23 protein-coding genes and 1 pseudogene are annotated in these 19,843 nt (G+C 68.0%); 14 read left to right on the top strand and 10 right to left on the bottom strand.

The annotated features are described in order from the left end of the window. Positions 1 to 22: 22 nt before the first annotated feature. The 4 genes from DIE22_RS25290 to tam all read left to right on the top strand — a co-directional run bounded on the left by DIE22_RS25290 (position 23) and on the right by tam (position 3,188). Positions 23 to 1,351 carry a DUF3422 family protein gene (locus DIE22_RS25290; protein ID WP_124606344.1) on the top strand — a complete coding sequence of 443 codons (1,329 nt, stop codon included), beginning with the start codon at positions 23 to 25 and terminating at the stop codon, positions 1,349 to 1,351. Positions 1,352 to 1,381: 30 nt separating this feature from the next. After that, positions 1,382 to 1,582, top strand: a complete 201-nt coding sequence (locus DIE22_RS25285; RefSeq protein WP_124499961.1) for a hypothetical protein — start codon at positions 1,382 to 1,384, stop codon at positions 1,580 to 1,582. 273 nt (positions 1,583 to 1,855) lie between these two features. Continuing rightward, positions 1,856 to 2,290, top strand: coding sequence for a GNAT family N-acetyltransferase (locus tag DIE22_RS25280; RefSeq protein WP_124499960.1), 435 nt, complete (start codon positions 1,856 to 1,858; stop codon positions 2,288 to 2,290). Between the two features lie 112 nt (positions 2,291 to 2,402). After that, positions 2,403 to 3,188, top strand: a complete 786-nt coding sequence (gene tam, locus DIE22_RS25275; protein WP_124606343.1) for a trans-aconitate 2-methyltransferase — start codon at positions 2,403 to 2,405, stop codon at positions 3,186 to 3,188. Between the two features lie 42 nt (positions 3,189 to 3,230). Here the strand turns inward: tam and DIE22_RS25270 are convergent, their stop codons facing one another. Continuing rightward, complete coding sequence (locus DIE22_RS25270) at positions 3,231 to 3,821, bottom strand: GNAT family N-acetyltransferase (RefSeq protein WP_124499958.1); 591 nt, start codon at positions 3,819 to 3,821, stop codon at positions 3,231 to 3,233. A gap of 538 nt (positions 3,822 to 4,359) precedes the next feature. On the opposite strand from DIE22_RS25270, the gene DIE22_RS25265 reads away from it, so the two are divergent. Together DIE22_RS25265 and DIE22_RS25260 are read left to right on the top strand one after the other, a co-directional pair. Then, positions 4,360 to 4,851 carry a molybdopterin-dependent oxidoreductase gene (locus tag DIE22_RS25265; RefSeq protein WP_124606342.1) on the top strand — a complete coding sequence of 164 codons (492 nt, stop codon included), beginning with the start codon at positions 4,360 to 4,362 and terminating at the stop codon, positions 4,849 to 4,851. A 123-nt stretch (positions 4,852 to 4,974) separates the two neighbouring features. Continuing rightward, a complete protein-coding gene (locus DIE22_RS25260; protein WP_124500020.1) occupies positions 4,975 to 5,298 on the top strand; it encodes a winged helix-turn-helix domain-containing protein in 324 nt (107 codons plus the stop codon). Between the two features lie 21 nt (positions 5,299 to 5,319). Here DIE22_RS25260 and DIE22_RS25255 read toward each other — a convergent pair whose 3' ends face one another. Together DIE22_RS25255 and DIE22_RS25250 are read right to left on the bottom strand one after the other, a co-directional pair. Next, positions 5,320 to 6,663, bottom strand: coding sequence for a DUF2325 domain-containing protein (locus tag DIE22_RS25255; protein ID WP_124606341.1), 1,344 nt, complete (start codon positions 6,661 to 6,663; stop codon positions 5,320 to 5,322). A gap of 109 nt (positions 6,664 to 6,772) precedes the next feature. Then, on the bottom strand, positions 6,773 to 7,270 hold the full coding sequence (locus DIE22_RS25250; protein WP_185640681.1) for a hypothetical protein: 498 nt from the start codon (positions 7,268 to 7,270) through the stop codon (positions 6,773 to 6,775). A gap of 268 nt (positions 7,271 to 7,538) precedes the next feature. Here DIE22_RS25250 and DIE22_RS25245 point away from each other — a divergent pair, with 268 nt between their 5' ends. Both DIE22_RS25245 and DIE22_RS25240 read left to right on the top strand, forming a co-directional pair. Continuing rightward, complete coding sequence (locus DIE22_RS25245) at positions 7,539 to 7,757, top strand: hypothetical protein (protein ID WP_311767753.1); 219 nt, start codon at positions 7,539 to 7,541, stop codon at positions 7,755 to 7,757. A gap of 149 nt (positions 7,758 to 7,906) precedes the next feature. Next, positions 7,907 to 8,308, top strand: coding sequence for a nuclear transport factor 2 family protein (locus DIE22_RS25240; protein WP_124606340.1), 402 nt, complete (start codon positions 7,907 to 7,909; stop codon positions 8,306 to 8,308). A 78-nt stretch (positions 8,309 to 8,386) separates the two neighbouring features. On the opposite strand, the gene DIE22_RS25235 is transcribed toward DIE22_RS25240, so the two are convergent. The 4 genes from DIE22_RS25235 to DIE22_RS25220 form a co-directional block, all read right to left on the bottom strand. Beyond that, positions 8,387 to 9,286, bottom strand: a complete 900-nt coding sequence (locus DIE22_RS25235; RefSeq protein WP_124606339.1) for a GNAT family N-acetyltransferase — start codon at positions 9,284 to 9,286, stop codon at positions 8,387 to 8,389. Positions 9,287 to 9,524: 238 nt separating this feature from the next. Next, the gene (locus DIE22_RS25230) at positions 9,525 to 11,006 is read right to left on the bottom strand and encodes an aldehyde dehydrogenase family protein (protein ID WP_124499954.1); all 1,482 of its coding nucleotides are present in this window, start codon (positions 11,004 to 11,006) and stop codon (positions 9,525 to 9,527) included. Between the two features lie 22 nt (positions 11,007 to 11,028). Beyond that, positions 11,029 to 11,979, bottom strand: a complete 951-nt coding sequence (speB, locus tag DIE22_RS25225) for an agmatinase (protein WP_124606338.1) — start codon at positions 11,977 to 11,979, stop codon at positions 11,029 to 11,031. A gap of 167 nt (positions 11,980 to 12,146) precedes the next feature. Further along, entirely contained in the window at positions 12,147 to 13,034 is an 888-nt protein-coding gene (locus tag DIE22_RS25220) for a helix-turn-helix transcriptional regulator (protein WP_124499952.1), read from the bottom strand. A gap of 196 nt (positions 13,035 to 13,230) precedes the next feature. Between DIE22_RS25220 and DIE22_RS25215 the strand changes: the two genes are divergently transcribed. From DIE22_RS25215 to DIE22_RS25205, 3 genes are all read left to right on the top strand, one after another. After that, positions 13,231 to 13,575: a cupin domain-containing protein gene (locus DIE22_RS25215; RefSeq protein ID WP_124499951.1), complete on the top strand. Its 345-nt coding sequence runs from the start codon at positions 13,231 to 13,233 to the stop codon at positions 13,573 to 13,575. An 81-nt stretch (positions 13,576 to 13,656) separates the two neighbouring features. Continuing rightward, positions 13,657 to 15,111: an FAD-binding oxidoreductase gene (locus DIE22_RS25210; RefSeq protein WP_124499950.1), complete on the top strand. Its 1,455-nt coding sequence runs from the start codon at positions 13,657 to 13,659 to the stop codon at positions 15,109 to 15,111. A gap of 137 nt (positions 15,112 to 15,248) precedes the next feature. After that, the gene (locus DIE22_RS25205; RefSeq protein ID WP_124606337.1) at positions 15,249 to 16,169 is read left to right on the top strand and encodes a LysR family transcriptional regulator; all 921 of its coding nucleotides are present in this window, start codon (positions 15,249 to 15,251) and stop codon (positions 16,167 to 16,169) included. An 11-nt stretch (positions 16,170 to 16,180) separates the two neighbouring features. Here DIE22_RS25205 and DIE22_RS25200 read toward each other — a convergent pair. From DIE22_RS25200 to DIE22_RS25190, 3 genes and pseudogenes are all read right to left on the bottom strand, one after another. Then, positions 16,181 to 16,465: pseudogene (locus DIE22_RS25200) on the bottom strand (MFS transporter); the annotation flags it as partial. Positions 16,466 to 16,468: 3 nt separating this feature from the next. Next, a complete protein-coding gene (locus DIE22_RS25195; RefSeq protein ID WP_124606336.1) occupies positions 16,469 to 16,837 on the bottom strand; it encodes a hypothetical protein in 369 nt (122 codons plus the stop codon). A 21-nt stretch (positions 16,838 to 16,858) separates the two neighbouring features. Beyond that, positions 16,859 to 17,215 carry a helix-turn-helix domain-containing protein gene (locus DIE22_RS25190; protein WP_124499947.1) on the bottom strand — a complete coding sequence of 119 codons (357 nt, stop codon included), beginning with the start codon at positions 17,213 to 17,215 and terminating at the stop codon, positions 16,859 to 16,861. A gap of 136 nt (positions 17,216 to 17,351) precedes the next feature. Between DIE22_RS25190 and gstA the strand changes: the two genes are divergently transcribed. The 3 genes from gstA (at position 17,352) to DIE22_RS25175 (ending at position 19,838) form a co-directional block, all read left to right on the top strand. Next, entirely contained in the window at positions 17,352 to 17,984 is a 633-nt protein-coding gene (gstA, locus tag DIE22_RS25185) for a glutathione transferase GstA (RefSeq protein WP_124499946.1), read from the top strand. Between the two features lie 83 nt (positions 17,985 to 18,067). Beyond that, on the top strand, positions 18,068 to 18,454 hold the full coding sequence (locus DIE22_RS25180) for a hypothetical protein (RefSeq protein ID WP_124499945.1): 387 nt from the start codon (positions 18,068 to 18,070) through the stop codon (positions 18,452 to 18,454). 91 nt (positions 18,455 to 18,545) lie between these two features. Then, positions 18,546 to 19,838, top strand: coding sequence for a TolC family protein (locus DIE22_RS25175; RefSeq protein WP_124606335.1), 1,293 nt, complete (start codon positions 18,546 to 18,548; stop codon positions 19,836 to 19,838). Positions 19,839 to 19,843 lie beyond the last annotated feature (5 nt).

Genomic DNA, 19,843 nt, shown 5'->3' with positions numbered 1-19,843 from the left:
AACAGGGAAGAGTGGTGTACCGATGATGGATCATCCGTTACGCGCCGCACTGGCCGCGGAATTGCATGCCCGGCCGTTCCTGCGGCTCGCCGAAGCCGTGTCGCTCACGCATTACGCGATCTACACGGACGGCCAGCCCGACATCCACGAAACGCTGCTGCACGCGCTGTGCCGCGACACCGGCATCGCCGTGCCGCAGGACGGCGCGACCCACTACGCGGTGCAGTCGCCGTGCGGCTGGCATCTGAAGTGGGAACGCCACACCGAATTCTCGACCTTCACGTTCGTCGCGCCGCGTCGCGACACCGGCTATTTCGACGATCTCGCGATCGAAGGGATCCCGGCCGCCTGGTTCGCGCGGCTCGCGGGCATCCGCTTCGTCGCGGTGCGCATGGAGTTGCTGTCGGGCGACGCCGCGCGGCTCGTGTGCGGCGACCTGCGCCGCTGGATCGATGGGCCCGCGCTCGTCGGCAGCAGCGTGCTCGGCGGCGGCAAGGTGTTCTGCGACTGGCACGTGCGCGACGACGGCTTCATGCGCTTTCTCGTCGTCGACGAGGATTTCCGCGAGGAGCAGGGCGGCCGCCTGCTGCAGCGCCTGTATGAAATCGAGACGTACCGGATGATGGCGCTGCTTGCGTTGCCGGTCGCGCGGCGGATGAGCCGCGAGCTCGACGAGATCCACGCGGCGCTGCATGCGCTGATGCAGCGGATGGACGCGAGCGGCGCCGAAGGCGACGACGCGGCCCTGCTCGTGAAGCTCACGCATCTCGCGGTGCGGGTCGAGGCGCTGTCGGGGTCCGGCGGCCGCTTCAGCGCGTCGCGTGCATACGAAAAGCTCGTGCTGGCGCGCATCCAGGAACTGCGCGAGGAGCGCATCGAAGGAATGCCGACGATCGCGGAATTCATGGAGCGGCGCTTCGCGCCGGCGATGGAAACCTGCCGCAGCGTGTGGGCGCGTCACGAGCAGATCGCCGCGCGGATCGCGCGAGCGGTCGACCTGCTGCGCACGCGCGTGAATCTCGCGCAGGAAAAGGACGTGACGCGTTTGCTGGCCGGCATGGAGCGCACCGCGCGCAACCAGCTTCATCTGCAGCACGCGGTCGAAGGGCTGTCGGTGGCAGCCATTTCGTACTACGTGCTGTCGCTCGCGACCGCGGCGTTCAAGGCGCTGCACGTGATGAACCTGCCGGTCGATCCCGAACTGGCGGAAGGCCTGCTGATCGCGCCGGTCGTGTTCGCGGTGATTCGCATCACGCGACGCACGCGCGCGCAGCTCGCGCGGTCGGAGGCCGCGCGTGACGGCGCGCCCGTGCCGACCGTCCATGCGGCCACGTTGAAGCAGTCCAATTAGAACATCGACGACATATAAAAAGGAGTGGAGATGACTTTTACGCAAACGCAACCCGGGTTTTTCACTGGCCTCGATGCATTCGACGAACCGGTGTGGGATCAAGCCGGCGCGCCGGAAGAGGCGCACGTGACGTCGTATCAGGCCGTGCTGCAGGAGCCGATGACATCGCTCGTCGGCAGCACGATCGATCGGCCGGATGTCGCGGCGGTGGCGATTCTTGGGTACAACTGACGCGGGATCGTTTCGCGTCGATTCAACGTCACGCAGGCGTTCCGGTCGATTCGTTTATCGGACGTCCGATGGGCAGATTGTGCCGCATGCGTGGCCGGGGTTCGGAGCCGGCCTGCGTCTGCATACCCGTCGAGGAATCCGGTCGCCGTGGCTTGTGCCACGCCCGACCACTGATTCCGCCCGCCAGTATTCAGCCGGACGCGCTATAGTCGTGCGACGCCCGCTGCAGACGCTCCACATGTCCGGCGGCCCGTTCACGCACGCCTTCAATTCATGACCGCGCATCCCACCGTTGCTCTTCGGCTGACCGACACCGAACAGCCGGCCGCCCGCGACTTCATCAGCCGCAAGCTCGGCGAATTCAACCACGCGATGACGGGCCGCGCCGATACGGCGGCGCTCGACGTCTACGTGACCGATCCCGCGACCGGCGAGGTATTGGGCGGCCTCACCGGCCGGACGTCGCTCGGCCTGTTCTTCATCGATCTCTTCTACCTGCCGGAACCGCTGCGTGGCGGCGGCTTCGGCAGCAGGCTGCTGCGCGAGGCCGAAGCGGAGGCGAAGCGGCGCGGCTGCGCCCGCGCGGTGCTGTACACGATTACGTTCCAGGCGCCGGACTTTTACCGGAAGCACGGCTACGAGGCATTCGGCGAAGTGCCGTGCGAGCCCGAAGGGACGGCACGCGTGTTCATGGTCAAGACGCTTTGAGCACCTTGCCTGCCGTCACCGCCCCGGCGTCGCGCGCTCGACGATCATGTCGTACAGCGCCTGCGCCGCGGGTGACAACTGTGCGGCCTTGCGCTTGACCAGGAGGCATACCGTGACGACCCCACTCGATCAATACGCGAAACAGTACGCGCGATTCGAAGACGAACGCACGCGGCCCGTCCGCGACCTGCTGGCCGCGGTGCCCGATACGCCGATCCATACCGCGATCGACATCGGCTGCGGGCCCGGCAATTCGACCGAGGCGCTGATCGCGCGCGCACCGGACGCGACGGTCCGCGGCATCGACGCGTCGCCGGACATGATCGCGGCCGCGCGCAAGCGCCTGCCCGCGCTGCGTTTCGATCTCGCGGATGTTTCCACCTGGGACGATCCGGGCGGCTATGACCTGATCCTGTCGAACGCGGTGCTGCAGTGGGTGCCCGCGCACGATGCGCTGTTCCCGTCACTCGTCGGCCGGCTCGCGCCGCGCGGCCATCTCGCGGTGCAGATGCCCGACAACCTCGACGAACCCGCCCACCGGCTGATGCGCGAAGTCGCCGCGGCCGGGCCGTGGGCGGACAAGCTGAAGAGCGCGGCGCGCACCGAGCGGTTCGACGCGCGGTACTACCATGCGCTGCTGTCGCCGTCGTGTTCGCGGGTCGATGTATGGCGCACGACGTACTACCATCCGTTGAGCGGCGGCGTCGATGCGGTCGTCGAATGGTTCAAGGGCAGCGCGCTGCGGCCGTTCCTCGCGGCACTGGACGACAGCGAACGCGACGCGTTCGTCGCGCGCTATCGCGATGCGCTCGCCGGTCCGGACGGTTATCCGGTGTTCGAGGACGGCACCGTGCTGCTGCCGTTCCCGCGGCTGTTCATCGTCGCGACGCGGAAGTAACGCAGCAGCAAGGCCGGCGTCGAGGCGGCAGGCTGTCGCGGGTCAGGGCAGCGGCCGCATCGATTCCGGATCGACCGTCCGGCTCTTCGCGGTCTGCCCGTCTCGCAGATCCTTGTACCAGAAGAGGGCGACTTCGCCGTCGTTCGCGCCGTCGGCGTACAGGAAGCGGTCGTGGCCGCCCACAACGAAGCCCGCGCGGGCGTACGTGCAGCAGGCCGCGACATTGTTCGCCTGCGTTTCCAGCCGCATGAAGCCGAATCCGCGGCTGCGTGCCCACGCTTCCGCGGCCGCCAGCAGGAACTGGCCGATCCCTTGCCGCCGGCAAGCGCGATCGACCGCGAGTTCCGCGATCTCGGCCATTCCGTTCCAGCTTTCGGTGATCGCGACGAAGCCCGCGAGACGCCCGCCCGCGGTCGCGCGGAACAGCGCGGTGCCGCCGGACGCTTCGCGCGCCCAGCCGGCCGGGTCGAAGCCGTAGTCCTTGCGCCGCACGGGCAGCGCGCGCAAATCGAGCAGATCCTGGTACGGCGCATTCAGCTCCCACGCGATCTCGAACGAAAAGTCGCATCCGTTCAGTTCGTCGGCGGGCAGATCGACCGCCTGTTCGATGCTGATGTGCTCGGCTCGGTCCATGTGTCGGTATCCTGTCTTCAGCGGGATGGCCTGGTATTCCCCCGGACGAGCGCCCGCCGCCCGCGGCGAGCCGGATCGCGCCCGTTCCTCTCTTGAATCGCTGCGCTCGCACAATGCTTCCCCCGCGGCGCCGTTCAACGCCCGATTATGCGGGATATCGGCGCAGAACCGGCCGAGCCTGGGCCGGCGGTGCGGGATCGCGGATCGCGGCGATGCCGCTCATTCGCCGGAGCGCTGTTGCACCTCGAAGCGCCATGCAACCGCGCAACGCGCCGGCACGGAACGCGATATATTCGACGGTGCATATCGAAACAATGATCGACCGCACCGACACACATTCACCAGCACGGGAGCACCATCTTGAATTCGACGCACCGGGAAGCCGTCGGCGAAGAGGTCATCCGGAACATCGTGCTGTCCTGACGCGAGGCGTCGCACCGGGCGTGATCCGGTGCCGTGATCCGGCGCATGCGGTCTGCACTCTGTCTTGTGGACGTTTCCCGGCGTAATATATCGACCGATACAACGGAGGCGGGCGATGGAGATGACAGGCACGACAGCGCCTTCGGCGCATCAGGAGACAGCGGGTTCGATCGCGCTGGCTGGCGCCTTCGAGCGGACGATGACCCTGACGCTCGACGACCTGCGCCGCCACGCGTGCGTGAGCGCCGGGCCGTTCGACCTGCGCTGCTTCACGACGAACCGCTTCATCCGCTCGGTTCAGCCGTATCGCGGCGCGCGGCTGAAGGACCTGATCGAGGCCGCCGGGCTGCGCAACGACATGCCGGGCGACTTCAAGCGGATGGTGTTCATCGCGTATGCGCACGACGGCTACGCGGTCACGTTCTCGTGGCATGAACTGTTCAACACGCCCGTCGGCGAGCATGTGATCGTCGCATACGCATGCGGTGACGCACCGCTGTCGATCGACGACGGCGCGCCGCTGCTGTTCTCCGGCACGGACGTGCTGTCCGCGCCGCGTCACGTGAAGCGGCTGGCGGGGATCGTCGCGCGCGTGCTCGAGGTCTGAGCGGGTGCCGCGCAGGCCGCCGGCGGTTCGCCGCGCGATCCATCGTGTATGCTTGCCCGCATCGTTCCATCGGCAGACAAGATGAAGACTTCGGCACACCCCAAGCCAGAGGTGCGGTTCAGAATGCGCATCCAGCAGGCCGGCACGATCGCGCTCGGGCCGGGCAAGGTCGCGCTGCTCGAGGCCGTGCGCGAGCACGGGTCGATCTCGGCGGCGGCGCGCAGCCTCGAGATGTCGTACCGGCGCGCGTGGCTGCTGATGGACGAGCTGAACCGGTCGCTGAAGTCGCCCGCGACGGTTTCCGAACACGGCGGCCAGAGCGGCGGCGGCAGCGTGCTCACGCCGGTCGGCGAGGAGATCATCCGGCTCTATCGCGAGATCGAGGCGCGCGCTTACGCGGCCTGCGCGGGCGAGATCGCCGCGCTGACCAGGATGGTGCGCCGCTGAAGCCTGCGTTGTTTGACGTGGCTAGCCATGCCGCAGGCAGAAGCGCGACGCTTCGCCCGTCTGCGCATCCGGCGGCATGACCTCGTGCGCATGCGCATAGAGCCGCCCGATCAGCTCGACGAAACTGGCGACGCTCGCGGTCCGCAGCGGGTAGTAAGCGATCTGGTGGCGTTCGCACATGCGCTTGAGCAGGTTCACCGAATCGTGGTCGACGCAGTCGACCGGGAACACCACCATGTGCGCGCCCGGCAGCGCGGCGGCCAGCAGGCCCTTGCGATCTTCGATCCCGCCGTCGTGCAGCGTCAGTTCGCCGCCCGCCGTCTCGACGATCCGCCGGATCGCGCGGTTCGACCCGGGCCGGCCGCCGACGTAGACGATGCGCTTGCGCTGCAGCATCGACAGTGACGCTGCCACGGGCGCGGCCGGATCGCCGGTCGACGCCTGCACCGCCTGTTCGATCGCGCTCGCCTCGGCGCGCAGCGTCCTCACCATCGCCATCAGGTCGTCGAGCCGTGCGCGCATCGCGCGGGCGCTCGCCTGTTCGGCGGCGATCCGCTGTTCCGCCGCCTCGCGGCGGCTCGTGTGCAGCGCAACGCGTTCGTCGCGCGCGGCCAGCGCCTCGCGCAGTTCGCGCACTTCGTCGTGCAACCCGCTTTCGGCACGCATCGGCTGCACGTTCCGGCGGGCAATGCACGCGTCGCGCTCCTTCAGCGCGGCATCGCGCGCCATGCTCATCTCGTGCAGGCGCGCCTGCTGCCGCTCGATCTTCGCGTGCAGCGCCGCATTCTCTTCCTCGAGCGCGACCAGCCGGCGAATATCCGCACGATTCGCCGCGCCGACGAGGTGCGACAGCATGTGCAGGTCGCCGAACGCGGCCTGGCGCACGCCCATCGTCGTGCACGGATGCGTCATCAGCGCCCAGTACGCGGGCGGGATGTCGCCGCTTTTCAGCGCGTCCCGCCACAGCGCGAGGAGCGCATCGGCGTCCATCGCCTTGTCGAATGCGCGTATGGCACCCGCATGGCGTTCGTCGAGCGCCTTGTGCAGTGCCTTGCCGCCGGCCGCGCCCTTGATCGCGAGCTCGACGGCCGCGTGGTGGATTTCCAGGTCGGTCGCGCGCTGGCGGTCGAGATCCGTGAATTTCGGCACGAGCTTGCGCAGTTCGTGCGTGGTCAGGCAGGTGCCGATGATCGAGCAGTGCAGGTTCGAATCGAGCTCGGACAGGCGCGCACGACGCTTCAGCTCGACTTGCTGCGCACGGGACGGCGCGCAGCAGGCGTCGGTTCGCCCTTCGCCCGCGGGTGAAGAGCCGCCGGACGATGGCAGACCCGCCGTGCGGGCCAGGCGAAAGGGCGGAGCGTGCATGTGGACCTCGATCCGGACCTGACGGACCGGAGACGGATGCGCGAAAGACCGGCGAAATATACCACGGAATATAACGCACGAAATGCCGGGAAAATGCGCGGTTCGCGGCTCAGCAGAGGGCGGCGGATTCCGGGTGCGATGCGGGCGTGTGACGTTCGATCACGTGTTCGACGCACAGCCCGACCAGCAGCACGTCGACGCGCTCCAGCGCGGCCACCGCGTCGCGCATCGCGGCCGGGTCGTTGCTGAATGCGTCGGAGAACACGTCGTCGCGCGTGCGTTCGAGGCCGCGTGCCAGCCCGATCGCGCGTTCGAGGTCGGACAGCCGCGTGAAGCGGGCGGCGCGTGCGTCGCGCGCGAGCCTCGCCAGCAGGTCGCGCAGGCTCAGTGCGGACAGCGTGTCGTCCGTCGCGGCAGAGAACACCCGGATGAAGCGCATCACGCTGCCGCGCAGGCGCCGGAACGCATCGACGACGTCCGTGACCTGCTGCGCGCGGCCGTCGCTCGGCACCGGCCGCAGCGTGCTGATGTTGCGGGGCAGTGTCGACGTGGGCGTCTTGGCGCGTACGGTGCGCGGCGGGGCGCGGTCCGTCGGCGTGCGGGGCATGGCGTGTCTCCGGTGGTACAGATGTCGATATATTCTATGGGATATAACGACGAGGCAGCGAACGCGTTTCGCGGATCTCGAGCGATGTCGCTGATCGGCCCGTTGCCGTCGCGTGTTTCCGCGTCGGAAAACGCGATCTTCGGCATGCATCCGTCGCCCGCGCCGTTCTCCGGTTCGAACGCCTGTCATGCATGAAGCCTGTCCAGGGCCGGCATGGGCAGCCGTCATGCCGGCCGCCGCGAGACGCGCATGTCGAAAGCGTGCCGGCGTGGCCTTCAACGACGAGAAGGCAAGTCGCGCGGTGTCGGCACGAGATGCCGCGACCGCCTGTTGCATGGGAACGCCGCGGCACGACGAAATCGCCGCGCGCGATGCCGGTTTGCTTGAACTGGCGGTGGATCGCGGGACCGAGGCCATTGCCGCCCGCCATGGCGACGGGCCGGTGGCCGGCAAGATTCAGGCGCATGTGATCGTGGCGGCAGGATAGCGGCACCGCGAATTGCTCATACCAAATCCATCTCGCCCGACTGCGCGTGAACCCGGTGCGTGGCCGTCCCGCGGTTCGACTATGCTGAATTGTCTGCGGCCCGATTTCCGCGCCGCAACGCGGCGAATCGGCGATGACGGGAGGGCGCGATGAGCGAGCAAAGCAACGTGCAACTGGTGCAGCAGGCATACGCTGCGTTCGGCAGGGCCGATATCGACGGCGTGCTGCAGACGCTGTCCGAAAACGTCGACTGGTTCATCCCCGGGCCGGCCGACGTCGTTCCGTTCGTCGGCAGAAGACAAGGGCCGCGGGAGGTCGCGGCGTTCTTCGCGGCGCTTGCGTCGGTGCAGACCGCGGAGCGGTTCGAGCCGCTCGAGTTCATCGCCAGCGGCAACCGGGTCGTCGTGCTCGGCACGCAGCGCTGGCATGTCCATTCGACCGGACGCACGTACGAGGACGACTGGGTGCACCTGTTCACGATCGATGGCGGGAAGATCGCGACGTTTGCCGAATATCACGATACCGCGGCCGAGGCGGCCGCGCATCGATAGTGACGGCGCAGGCTGCGCGCCTGGTTGCCGACGAAACGCCGATCGGACAGGCGCGCAAGGCCGCCGCACGACGCGGCCTCACATGAAGCCCGGATTCCTCGGGAGATAACGCGTCCAGTCGCTGCAATCGTGCGTGGACATCGACACCATCGGAAGCGTGAATCGCATGCCTCGGCTGGCCGCGATCGCCAGCGCATCGCTCGTCCCGGGAACGAACGCGGAGACCTGCGTCGCGTCGCCCGCGACGGCCAGCGCCAGCGCCGCCCGGAATGCATCGGGCATCGCATGTGCGTGCATGACCGCCAGCGGACCGATGTGGCCCGTGGCGGCAACGTACGCGTAGCCGATCCGCTCGCCCCCGTCTTCGAGGAACACGCGTTGCATCGTCGGATCGCCTACCAGGTAACGGTGATGCTTCTCTCGCGAAACACCCAGCGTGGCTAGATCGATTCGCCGCAGCATGTCGAGATCGTCGCCGGTCATCCGGATCGGTGTCGTGCTCAGCGCGGGGCCGGGCGCATGACGCGCCAGTGCGTCGCGCGCGGCGCTGCACAAATGGATCGGCACGCGCGGAAGCAGGCCGTGTCGCACATACAGTCCCTGGGACACGACGTTGAATGCGAAGGTGATCAGGCTCCTTTCGGTCGCGCCGGCCGCGCTTGCATGCCGGATGGTGCGCTCCAGCAATGCGTCGCCGATACCCTGTCCCTGACGGCCGGGAGCGACGAACAGTTCGGCAAGGAACCAGAGCCGGTCGCATACCCAGCTCAGGGCAAAGCCGACGATCTCGTCATCCTCCTCGGCGAGCCACGCCCCACATGGATCGTCCCGGACGCAGAAAGCCTGGAAATCCGGCGGCCGCGACGTGGCGATCGCCCCGAACCCGTGGCGGACGGTCAGGTCGTTGATGCTGCGAACGACCAGCGCTTCGGCGCGCGGCAGTTCGTCGGCGCTTGCAGGGCGGATAACGCGCGGCATAGGCACCTCTCGTCGGGTAACGCCTTCATGTATAGCAAACGGGGGCGACAGACCCAAGCGCGCGATGGCCGGGCCGGCCCGCGTCGATCGTGCGCGACGCCGTCCGATCGCCATCCGTTTCGGGCGGAACGCAGACGGGCTTTCCTGCATTCCCCTGGTATTGCGCGAATCCTCGCAAAAAACGGCGACGCCGCGCAACTGGGCACGGCGTCGCCCACGGCCTGGATGGCTGCCCTGGTCAATCGATCGCGCGCATCGCGTGGCGCAGCTCCTGATAGCTGCGCAGGCCCGTCACGCCGAGTTCGCGGCCGATCCCGCTGAGCCCGAAGCCACCCCAGCACACATGCGGGTAGATCAGCTGCGGCGTGTTGATCCACACGAGCCCGGCACGCACGCGCGCCTGGAACTGCCTTGCGGCTTGCGCATCGCGCGTGACGACGGTCGCGACGAGTCCATAGCGCGTGTCGTTCGCGAGCGCGATCGCCTCGTCGTCGGTGCGGAACGACTTCACGCACGCGACCGGGCCGAATACCTCGTCGGTCCACAGCAGGTTGTCGGCGGCCGGTTCCGCGACCACGACGGGCGCCATGAAGAAGCCGCTGCCGCCGCCCTCGGCGACGCGCCCGCTGAACGCGATGCGCGCCCCGGCCGCGATGCCTTGCTCCAGCATCGCCTCGACGCGCGAGCGCTGCGCGGCCGAGATCATCGGCCCCATCGCGACCTGCTCGGTGGCGGGCGGCGCGACGACAAGCGCGCGCACGGCCGTTTCGAACGCGGCCATGAAGCCGCGGTAAAGGCTGTCGTGCACGAGGATGCGCGCGGTGGCCGAGCACATCTGGCCCGCGTTCGTGAACGCGCCGGCGACGGCGAGCGATACCGCGGCGTCGAGATCGGCGTCGTCGCGCACGATCAGCGACGACTTGCCGCCGAGTTCGAGCGTCACGCGCTTCATGTCCTCGGCCGCGGCCTGCATGACCTTGCGCCCGGCAGCCGTACTGCCGGTAAACGAGATCTTGTCGATCAGCGGATGCGCGGCCAGCGCCGCGCCGACCTCGGCGCCGCCGTTCACGACGCTGACGACGCCGTCCGGCACGCCGGCTTCGGCGATCAGGTCGAGCAGCGCGTGCTCGGCCGGCGACGTCAGTTCGGACGGCTTGAGCACGACCGTGCAGCCGGCCGCGAGCGCGGGCGCGAGCTTCCACGCGGTCGTGACCATCGGGAAGTTCCACGGCATGATCAGCGCGGCGACGCCGAGCGCGTCGTAAAAGCGCTCGGCCGCGACGGCGTCGCTCGGCAGCGCGACCGGCTCGGCCGCGAACAGCGCCGGGTCGTCGCACAGCCGCGCGTAGTACGCGAACGTCGCCGCGACGTCGTCGACGTCGGCATCGGCTTCGAACGGCGGCTTGCCGCTTACTTGCATCTGCAGCGCCGCGAGGCGCTCACGGCTGGCTTCGACGCGTTCGGCGATCTTCGCGAGCAGGCGGCCGCGCTCGGCGGGCGGCGTGTCGCGCCAGCCGGCGAATGCGTCGCGCGCGGCGCGGACCGCGGCGTCGACGTGAGCGGCGCTCGCGAATGCCTGCCAGCCGATCGTCTCGCCGGTCGCGGCATTGAAGATCGGCGCGCCGGCTTCATCGGAATGCGCGCACACGGGCTGGCCGGCGATGCGCGCGGCGGGCAGCACGCGCGTCGCGGCGGAAGGGGAAAGCTCAGTGGTGGACATGACGGTTTTCCTGTCGATCGGATCAGCGGCAGGCGACGCCCGGCATCACGCAGAGCATCTCGAACGCGAGGTTCGCGCCGACGAGCGCGGTGGTGCCGGTCGGATCGTACGGCGGCGACACTTCGACGAGATCCGCGCCGACGATGTTCAGCCCCTTCATCCCGCGAATGATCTCGAGACCTTGCTGCACCGACAGGCCGCCGATTTCCGGCGTGCCGGTGCCGGGTGCGAACGACGGGTCGAGGCCGTCGATGTCGAAGCTGAGATACACCGGCGCGTCGCCGATACGCTCGCGCACCTGTGCCATCAGCGGCGCGAGCGACTGGTTCCAGCATGCTTCCGCCTGCACGACGGTGAAGCCCTGCTGGCGGCACCAGTCGAAATCGTCCGCGTGGTAGCCGGTGCCGCGCAGGCCGATCTGCGTGACCTTGTCGCATTGCAGCAGGCCGTCTTCCACCGCGCGGCGGAACGGCGTGCCGTGCGCGATCTTCTCGCCGAACATCGTGTCGTTCACGTCCGCGTGCGCGTCGACGTGCACCACGGCGACCTTGCCGTATTTCCTGTGCAGCGCGCGCAGGATCGGCCATGCGATCGTGTGGTCGCCGCCGAGCGTGATCGGCCGGCAGCCGTTCGCGACGATCTCGTCATACGCTTGCTCGATACGGCGCACCGAATCCTTCAGGTCGTAAGGGTTGGTCGCGACGTCGCCGATGTCGGCGACCTGCAGCGAATCGAACGGTGCGGCGCGCGTGGCCATGTTGTACGGGCGCAGCAGCACGGATTCGGTGCGGATCTGGCGCGGCCCGAAGCGGGCACCCGAGCGGTTCGACGTGCCGAGGTCGAGCGGCACGCCGACGAAGCACACGTCGAGGCCGTCGGTCGTGTCGGCCTGCGGCAGGCGCATCATCGTGGCGATGCCGCCAAAGCGCGGCATCTCGTTACCGCCCATCGGCTGGTTCAGTTCGCGGTGCATGGGGCCGTCTCCTCTTTCCGGTGAAAAACGATCGGCCGATGGTAGAGGAGAAGGCGGGCGCGAAGATCTTGAAGTCGCAACGTTTACATCGACGGGTCTCGATGCGAGCGGCATCGCCGCATCGACGCGGCGCAACCGCAAGCGGGGGCGATCGGCGACCGATCAAGTCAGCCCGGGATCACGGACGGCGCATCGTCGTCTGCATGTGCCGCGGCGGCAGGAAACGCCGGCGCGGCCGAGCCCCATGCGGCGAGCTCGCGCTTCGTGCGCACGCCGAGCTTCGCGAACGCGCGCTTCACGTACGACTCGGCCGACGCGACGCGCACGCCGAGGATGTCGGCGGTCTCCGGCACGGTCTTGCCGGAGATCAGGTGCTTGCAGGTTTCGTATTCGCGCTTCGACAGCTTCACGCCGTCGGCCGCGATCCGCGCGTCGAACTGCGCGAGCGGATGTACGTCGGGCGTCGGGTGCGCGACGCGCCGCGCGGCGGTGGTCGACGCGTGCAGCTCGAGCAGCGGGAACAGCATGTCGCTGATGCTGCGAAAACGGTTCATCTCGGCGAGCGTGAACGGCGGGCGGTCGCGGCCGCGTTCCAGCGCGATCGAATGCTGCGCATAGCGGGTGCCGCGCGCGAGCACGCATTCGTGGCCGATGTGCACGTCGTCGAACAGCCGCTGGCGGAACTCGCCGGGCGGGATCGCCGCGATGTCGCGCACGACGAGCATCGTGCCCGTCTTGCCGCGCAGTCCCGCGAACAGCGGGTCGCTGTCGAGAAAGCGCTCGTAGTAGAGCGTCATCACGTCGGAGATTTCGGCGGTCTCGGCGCCGATGCCGCTGCTGCCGACCCATTCGCAGCGGTAGCCGGTGGGCATCGTGCCGTCGACGCGCGAGCGCTCGACGTGCGCGACGTCGAGCGGCACGACTTCGTTCAGCAGTTGCGTGAGACGCGGCACGAAGTGCGGCGTGCCGACCGTCTCGATCAGCTCGCCCAGCGCCTTGAACGACACGTTGAAGCGGTCGGTGTCGCGGTGGAAGGGGTTCACGTCGTGCAGCATGCGGTTCCCCGGTGAAAGGCGGCGCGATTCTAGCGTCCGAAGCCGAAAACGTCATTAGGGGGAAATACGGTACGGCGTCCCGCGATCTTGCGCGCGCCGGAAAACGCGCTTTGTCCCCCCCGAAGGGGGGCATACCGGGGCAGTGTAAATGCGTAACGTTGTCTCTGCTTCTTCAATCGAGAGACGAAAGACTGAGATGACCAAACTGATCAAGGACATCCTGCCGCTGGGCGCAGGCATGGGCGAATTCACGAAGCTCGACTTCGGGATGGACGAAACCGACTGGCGCGCGGCCGAAGGCAAGAGCGGCAATTACCTCGTCGGCTGGTGGGAAGGCAAGGTCGGCTCGGTGGCGTTCCCCGAAACCACGGCGGACGAAGCGGTGTGGCTTGTCGAGGGCCGGATCGCGCTGACCGACGTGGAAGGCAATCGCAGGGAATTCACGCCGGGACAGGGCTATCTGCTGCCGGCCGGTTTCGCGGGCCGCTGGGAGACGATCGAGGACGCGAAGAAGTTCTACGTGCTGCTCGAGAAGTCGTGATGTGAGCCGCCGCCGTGGCGTCGTCACCAGGGTGACGCGCGCCCCGCGGCGGCTTCGTTTTCACGTGTCATGGCCGGGATCATGGAAATGGAAGTCAAGGAAGCAGGACACGCCGCACCGGCGCACGCGCCGCGTGGCACGCCGGCGGCATTGAGCGTCGAACAGGCGCTCGCGAATACGAAGCTGTTCCCGTACTGGCTCGACAACCCGGCCGCACCGGCCACCGAGCCGGAACTCGCCGGCGACGTGACGGCCGACCTGCTGATCGTCGGCGGCGGCTTCACCGGGCTGTGGGCGGCCGTGCAGGCGAAGGAACAGATGCCGCACCTGAACGTGGTGCTGATCGAGGCCGGCAAGGTCGCGCACGGCGCATCGGGCCGGGCGGGCGGGATCATCTCGACGTCGGTGATGCACGGGCTGCCGAACGCGGTGCGCGTGTTCCCGAACGACATCGCGCAGCTCGAGGCATTCGGCCATCACAACCTCGACGGCTTCGAGGAAACGCTGAAGCGCTACGACATCGACGCCGAGATCGAGTGGAACGGCGAAATGACGGTGGCGGTCGACCCCGGGCACCTCGCGCACCTGAAGGGTGACTACGACCTGCATCGCGAATACGGTCACGACGTCGTGCTGCTGAACCGCGAGGAAACGCGCGAGCAACTGAACTCGCCGCTGTTCGCGGGCGCGCTGTGGTCGCGCAACCGCAGCGGCATCGTGCATCCGGCGAAGCTCGCGTGGGGGCTGAAGCGCGCGGCGCTGTCGCTCGGCGTGAAGCTGTACGAGCACACGCCGCTCACGGCCGTGACCGACGAAGGCGGCACGGTGGTCGTGAAGACGCCGAAGGGCAGCGTGCGCGCGCCGCGCGTCGTGTTCGGCAGCGGCACCGCGAAGGTCGGCATTCCCGACATCAACCGCCGCGTGATGCAGGTGCGCGACCACGTGCTCGCGACCGAGCCGCTCACCGACGAACAGCTCGTGCGGATCGGCTGGAAGAATCGCCAGGGCGTATACGACACGCGCACGCAGCTCAACTATTTTCGGCTGACGAAGCACAACAGCATCATCTTCGGCGGGCTGGTGAGCTATCACTTCGACGGCGATCCCGAACCGCATCAGGACGGCCGGCGCGAAACCTATTACCGGCTCGCGGAAGCGTTCTACCGGACGTTCCCGCAACTGGGCGACGTGCGCTTCTCGCACGCGTGGGGCGGCCCGATCGACTACTGCTCGCGCGGCTCGGTGTTCGCGAAGCGCTATCTCGGCGACAAGGCCGTGTTCGTCGCCGGCTACACGGGCTTCGGCGTCGCGGCGAGCCGGTTCGGCGCGTTCATGGGGCTGAACCTCCTGTTCGATCGCGACAGCCCGGAGCGCACGCTCGACATCGCGAACCAGAGCCCGGGCTATATCCCGCCCGAGCCGATGCGCTGGGTCGCCGCGAAGATCACGTTCCATGCGTTCGACGGCGCGGATGCCGAAGGCGGCTGGAAGCGCGCGTGGATCAACGGGATCAAGGCGATGGGCTTCCCGATGTAGGCGACGCGGCGGCGTTCGTGAATGACGGGTAGGGTGTGCGCCGTTGCCGATGGCGGCGCACACCGGGTCGGGTACATCGGTGAAGGCGGCCGGTGTCGTGCCGGCCGGACAACGCGCGCACGCGCAGCGGCTTCAGCATGTTCTCGAATACCACCGATCTCGATCTCCGGCTCATCCGGGTCTTTCTGGCCGTCGTCGACGCACGCGGCATCACGGCCGCCGAGGCCTCGCTCGGCGTGCGGCAATCGACGATCAGCACGCAGCTCTCCGCGCTGGAGGCGCGCGTCGGCTTCAAGCTGTGCGATCGCGGCCGCGGCGGCTTTCGCCTGACGTCGAAGGGCGAACGCTTCGCGGCCACCGCGCGCACGCTCGTCGCGGCGACGTCCGAGTTCGTCGCGCGCGTGCGTGACATCGACCGCAAGCTGGTCGGTACGCTGTCGATCGGCCTGATCGGCCAGGCGCCGCTCGTCGAGAACGCGCGCCTCGCCGACGCGATCGGCGCATTCCGCAAGCGCGACCAGGCCGTCACGTTCGCGATGAAGGTCGCATCGCCGCAGGAGCTGGAGGAAAGCCTCGTCAACAACCAGCTCGATCTCGCGATCGGCTATTTCTGGCATCGCGTGCCGGGGCTCGACTACACGCCGCTGTTTACCGAGGCGCAGGTGATCTACTGCGGCCGCGGGCATCCGCTGTTTCATGCGGCGCGGCCGGTGTCGGCCGACGACCTGCAGGCGCACGACTGGGTGTGGCGCACCTATCCGGTGCCGGAGGAGCAGCATCCGCTGCCGGAGCGGCGCGTGACCGCGAGCGCGGACAGCATCGAGGCCGCGACGATCCTGATCCTGTCGGGCGGCCATCTCGGCTACCTGCCCGCGCATTACGCGGAGCCGTTCGAGCAGCGCGGGCTCGTGAAGGCCGTCGGCCGCGCGACATTCAGCTTCGACGTGCCGCTGCATCTCGCGATGAAGCGCAGCGCGAGCGAGAAACCGATCGTCGCCGCGTTCTGCGAGGACCTGCTGCGTGCGTTCAACCTCAAGACGGTCGCGCTGGCCGCATAGCGCGACGTCACTCACGCGTCGATGCGTTCGACCTTGCCGACCAGCAGCCCGTACGACAGGCTGCCCGCGAGCGCCATCGCGGCGATGTAGGTGATCGCGCGCGAGAAGTCCGCGCCGTCGACGAGCAACCCGATCACGATCGGCGTCGCGATCGCGGCCAGGTTGCCGATCAGGTTGAACACGCCGCCCGTGAGGCCGAGCAGCCGGGCGGGCGCGAGGCCCGACACGAGCGACCACGTGATCGATGCGAAGCCGTTGCCGAAGAACGCGATCGTCATGAACGCGATCACCCAGCCGGCCTACGCGCCTGCGCTCTCGTCGCGATACCCGTCCTTGCCATCGAAGATTTCCTTCAGCGCGGCGCGCAGCGCGACGGGATCGTGTTCGCCGGGCACGAGATGGATCACGTAATGCGTATTGCCGTCGAGCCTCGCGGCGGTGCGTTCATCGAGCTCGACGTCGAGCGTGTCGCCCGTGAGACGCACCGTCAGATCCTTCACGTGCGCGGTGAGCTGATCGAGCACCATCACCTCGATCGTCGTTTCCTCCGGAAAGCGCAGCAGCGAGAAGCAATAGTTCTGCTCCGCGTCGTGGCAATAGATGTTCGCGCAGCTTTCGTCGTCGTCGATATCGGACGTGGCCGCGCCGACGGTAGCGTGTAGTTCCATGATGTTTCTCTCGATGTGGGGTTATCGGGCCGGCGCGGTTTCCGCTTCGACCTCGCAATGCGCATCGCGCGCCTTCAGCCACAGCCCGAATTCGCGCATGACCTCCACGACGGGCCGGAGCCGGTCGCCGTCCGCGGTCAGATCGTATTCGACGCGCACCGGCACTTCCGGATACACGGTGCGCCGCACGAAGCCGGCGTCCTCGAGCGCGCGCAGATCGAGCGTCAGCATCCGCTGCGAGATGCCCGGCATGTCGCGGCGCAGGTCGCTGAAGCGCTTCGGCCCGTCGAGCAGATACGACACGAGCAGCAGCCGCCAGCGGCCGCCGAGCAGGCGCATCGCTTCTTCCACGGAACATCCTGTCGCACTCGTTTTCATGCTGCTGATCCTGGTCGGTAACTTTTTTGTGACTACGGCACAAACGTCTGCCGTCTTCCCGGCGCTGCGCGGATGCGAGATATTAGCGCCCGCGTCGCGGCGAATCGAGAGTCGAACCCACCAACCAAGGAAACGCATGAAGCTCTATCACGCTCCCGGCAGCTGTTCGCAGGCAATCCGCATCGTGCTGCGCGAAGCGGACATCGATGCGCAGATCGTCACGGTCGATGCGCGCAAGCATCGAATCGACGACGGCCGCGACTACTACGACGTCAACGAACTGGGCTACGTGCCGCTGCTCGAACTCGACGACGGCACGACGCTGCGCGAAGGGCCGGTGATCGCGCAGTATCTCGCAGACCGGCGTCCGGAAGCGGGGCTCGCGCCCGCGTACGGCACGCTCTCCCGCTACCGGCTGATGGAATGGCTGAACTTCCTCGGCACCGAGATTCACAAGGGCTTCATTCCGCTGCTGTACGCGGTGCAGGCGGGGAAATACGTCGACCCGGTACGGCAGAAGCTCGACAGCCGGTTCGCGTGGATCGACTGGCAACTCGACGGCAATACGTATTTGACGGGCGACACGTTCACGATCGCCGATGCGTACTTGTTCGCGCTCACGGGCTGGGGCAAGGCCGAATGGATGCGCTCGGTGTACAACGCGGACATCGACCTGAGCCGGCATGCGAACCTGCGTGCGTGGTACGAGCGGGTTCGGGCGCGGCCGGCCGTGCAGCAGGTGCTGGCTGCGGACGGCCTGATCCGTTAGCGCGTGCGGACAGCTCCGGAGACGGTACGAATCCGTACATATCGCCCCGCCACACCGCAATCTGTCGCGCTATAATCGCCGCCATGAAATGGCTTCGGACCTTCATCCTGCTGCTGCTTTGCGCGGTGCTGCCCATCAGCGGGCTGGCAGCCAGCGGCCTGACCGGTGAATGTCCGATGCAGCACACGATGTCGATGGAAGCGGACGCGGGCATGAGCATGTCCGCCGACATGAGCGGCTGCGATTCGATGAAGGCATCGCCCACCGACACCACGAAGGCCAAGGCCAAGGCGAAGGGCATGGCCTGCAAGGTGACGGCCCAGTGTCAGTTCGGCAGTCTCTATCACCCGGCCGGCCGCACCGGCATCAGCCGTCCCGCCGCATTCGCCAGCACCGTCGCCTTCCACTACGCGCAGTCCGTCCCGGTCCGCGACCCGAACGGGTTGTGGCGCCCGCCACGCTTCAACTGATCCCGATCCGATAGGTTCGCCGCCTCCGCGGCGAGGTTCGTCCTGTATCAGGACGTGGAATCCCTATGGGGTTCCGCCTTGGGGTTAAACCATGTCATTCCATTTCGGCACGCCGCCCGCGCGGCGTGCGCGCCGGCGCGCGCCCGTGCTTTGGGCGGCGCTGCTGGTTGCGGGCGCGGTGCGCGCGCAGCAACCGTCATTCACGCTGGACGCCGCGCTGCAGTCCGCCACCGATCATTCCGCGTCGATGCAGGCCGCGCAGGCGTCGGTGCGCGCCAGTTCGGAGGCGGCCGTGAAGGCCGGCCAGTTGCCGGACCCGATGCTCAAGGCCGGCATCGACAACCTGCCCGTCAACGGCGGCCAGCGCTTCACCATCGGCCAGGACTTCATGACGATGCGCCGCATCGGCATCGAGCAGGAATGGGTGTCCGGCGACAAGCGGCGCCTGCGCTCGGCGCTCGCGAACGAGCAGGTCGGACGCGAACGCGCCGGCTACCTCGCGCAGCTCGCCAGCGTGCGCCAGCAGACCGCGACGGCGTGGCTGAACGCCGTCTACGCGAAGCAGGCGCTCGCGCTCCAGCAGGCGCTGCTCGACCACATGAATCACGAACTCGAAGCGACCCAGGCGTCGTATCGCGGCGCGAAGGCGAGCGCGGGCGACGTCGTCCAGGCGCGGGCCATGCTTGCGCAGACGCACGATCAGCTGCTGAAGGCGCAACAGGTCTACCAGACGGCGCGCATCGCGTTGTCGCGCTGGACCGCCGTGCCCGTCGAGGACGTCACGGGAACGCCGCCCACGCCGGAATCGTTCGTGTCGTCGTTGCCGCCGGATGAATTGCGGCTGTCGCAACCGGCGCTCATCACCGCGGCGGATGACATCGCGGTCGCCGAAGCCGATACCGCGGTGGCGAACAGCGAGCGCAGCCCCAACTGGACGTGGGAAGTCGCGTACCAGCAGCGCGGCGGCGCGTATTCGAACATGGTTTCCGTCGGCGTCACGATTCCGTTGCCGCTCAACCGCAAGAACCGGCAGAACCGCGACGTCGCGGAGAAGGCCGCGCTCGCGACGAAAGCGCGCCTGATGTACGAGGACACGCTGCGCCAGGTGCAGGCCGATATCCGCATGCAGTCCGCGACGCTCGCGAGCGGCCGCGCGCGCATCGCGAACCTGGGCGACGCGCTGCTGCCCGCCGCCGACCAGCGCGTGCAGTTGGCGAACGCCGCCTACCGCGCCGGCACGGGCTCGCTCGCGGACACGTTCGCCGCGCGCCGCGCGCAACTCGATGCGCAGTTGCAGGTGCTCGATCTCCGGCGCGAGGTCTCGCAGACCTGGGCGCAGCTCGAATATCAGGTCGTGCCGGCGACGCTGGCCGCCGCGCAATGAAGGAG

The organism is Burkholderia sp. Bp9142 (assembly GCF_003853415.1).
Classification (GTDB): domain Bacteria; phylum Pseudomonadota; class Gammaproteobacteria; order Burkholderiales; family Burkholderiaceae; genus Burkholderia.
This window is presented reverse-complemented; position numbering and strand designations above follow the sequence as displayed.

What these genes read in the sequence shown, in the direction of transcription:
- DIE22_RS25290 (WP_124606344.1), top strand. Translation starts at nt 23, where the DNA reads ATGATGGATCATCCGTTACGCGCCGCACTGGCCGCGGAATTGCATGCC.
- DIE22_RS25285 (WP_124499961.1), top strand. Translation starts at nt 1,382, where the DNA reads ATGACTTTTACGCAAACGCAACCCGGGTTTTTCACTGGCCTCGATGCA.
- DIE22_RS25280 (WP_124499960.1), top strand. Translation starts at nt 1,856, where the DNA reads ATGACCGCGCATCCCACCGTTGCTCTTCGGCTGACCGACACCGAACAG.
- DIE22_RS25270 (WP_124499958.1), bottom strand. Translation starts at nt 3,821, where the DNA reads ATGGACCGAGCCGAGCACATCAGCATCGAACAGGCGGTCGATCTGCCC.
- DIE22_RS25265 (WP_124606342.1), top strand. Translation starts at nt 4,360, where the DNA reads ATGGAGATGACAGGCACGACAGCGCCTTCGGCGCATCAGGAGACAGCG.
- DIE22_RS25260 (WP_124500020.1), top strand. Translation starts at nt 4,975, where the DNA reads ATGCGCATCCAGCAGGCCGGCACGATCGCGCTCGGGCCGGGCAAGGTC.
- DIE22_RS25255 (WP_124606341.1), bottom strand. Translation starts at nt 6,663, where the DNA reads ATGCACGCTCCGCCCTTTCGCCTGGCCCGCACGGCGGGTCTGCCATCG.
- DIE22_RS25250 (WP_185640681.1), bottom strand. Translation starts at nt 7,270, where the DNA reads ATGCCCCGCACGCCGACGGACCGCGCCCCGCCGCGCACCGTACGCGCC.
- DIE22_RS25240 (WP_124606340.1), top strand. Translation starts at nt 7,907, where the DNA reads ATGAGCGAGCAAAGCAACGTGCAACTGGTGCAGCAGGCATACGCTGCG.
- DIE22_RS25235 (WP_124606339.1), bottom strand. Translation starts at nt 9,286, where the DNA reads ATGCCGCGCGTTATCCGCCCTGCAAGCGCCGACGAACTGCCGCGCGCC.
- DIE22_RS25230 (WP_124499954.1), bottom strand. Translation starts at nt 11,006, where the DNA reads ATGTCCACCACTGAGCTTTCCCCTTCCGCCGCGACGCGCGTGCTGCCC.
- speB (WP_124606338.1), bottom strand. Translation starts at nt 11,979, where the DNA reads ATGCACCGCGAACTGAACCAGCCGATGGGCGGTAACGAGATGCCGCGC.
- DIE22_RS25220 (WP_124499952.1), bottom strand. Translation starts at nt 13,034, where the DNA reads ATGCTGCACGACGTGAACCCCTTCCACCGCGACACCGACCGCTTCAAC.
- DIE22_RS25215 (WP_124499951.1), top strand. Translation starts at nt 13,231, where the DNA reads ATGACCAAACTGATCAAGGACATCCTGCCGCTGGGCGCAGGCATGGGC.
- DIE22_RS25210 (WP_124499950.1), top strand. Translation starts at nt 13,657, where the DNA reads ATGGAAATGGAAGTCAAGGAAGCAGGACACGCCGCACCGGCGCACGCG.
- DIE22_RS25205 (WP_124606337.1), top strand. Translation starts at nt 15,249, where the DNA reads ATGTTCTCGAATACCACCGATCTCGATCTCCGGCTCATCCGGGTCTTT.
- DIE22_RS25195 (WP_124606336.1), bottom strand. Translation starts at nt 16,837, where the DNA reads ATGGAACTACACGCTACCGTCGGCGCGGCCACGTCCGATATCGACGAC.
- DIE22_RS25190 (WP_124499947.1), bottom strand. Translation starts at nt 17,215, where the DNA reads ATGAAAACGAGTGCGACAGGATGTTCCGTGGAAGAAGCGATGCGCCTG.
- gstA (WP_124499946.1), top strand. Translation starts at nt 17,352, where the DNA reads ATGAAGCTCTATCACGCTCCCGGCAGCTGTTCGCAGGCAATCCGCATC.
- DIE22_RS25180 (WP_124499945.1), top strand. Translation starts at nt 18,068, where the DNA reads ATGAAATGGCTTCGGACCTTCATCCTGCTGCTGCTTTGCGCGGTGCTG.
- DIE22_RS25175 (WP_124606335.1), top strand. Translation starts at nt 18,546, where the DNA reads ATGTCATTCCATTTCGGCACGCCGCCCGCGCGGCGTGCGCGCCGGCGC.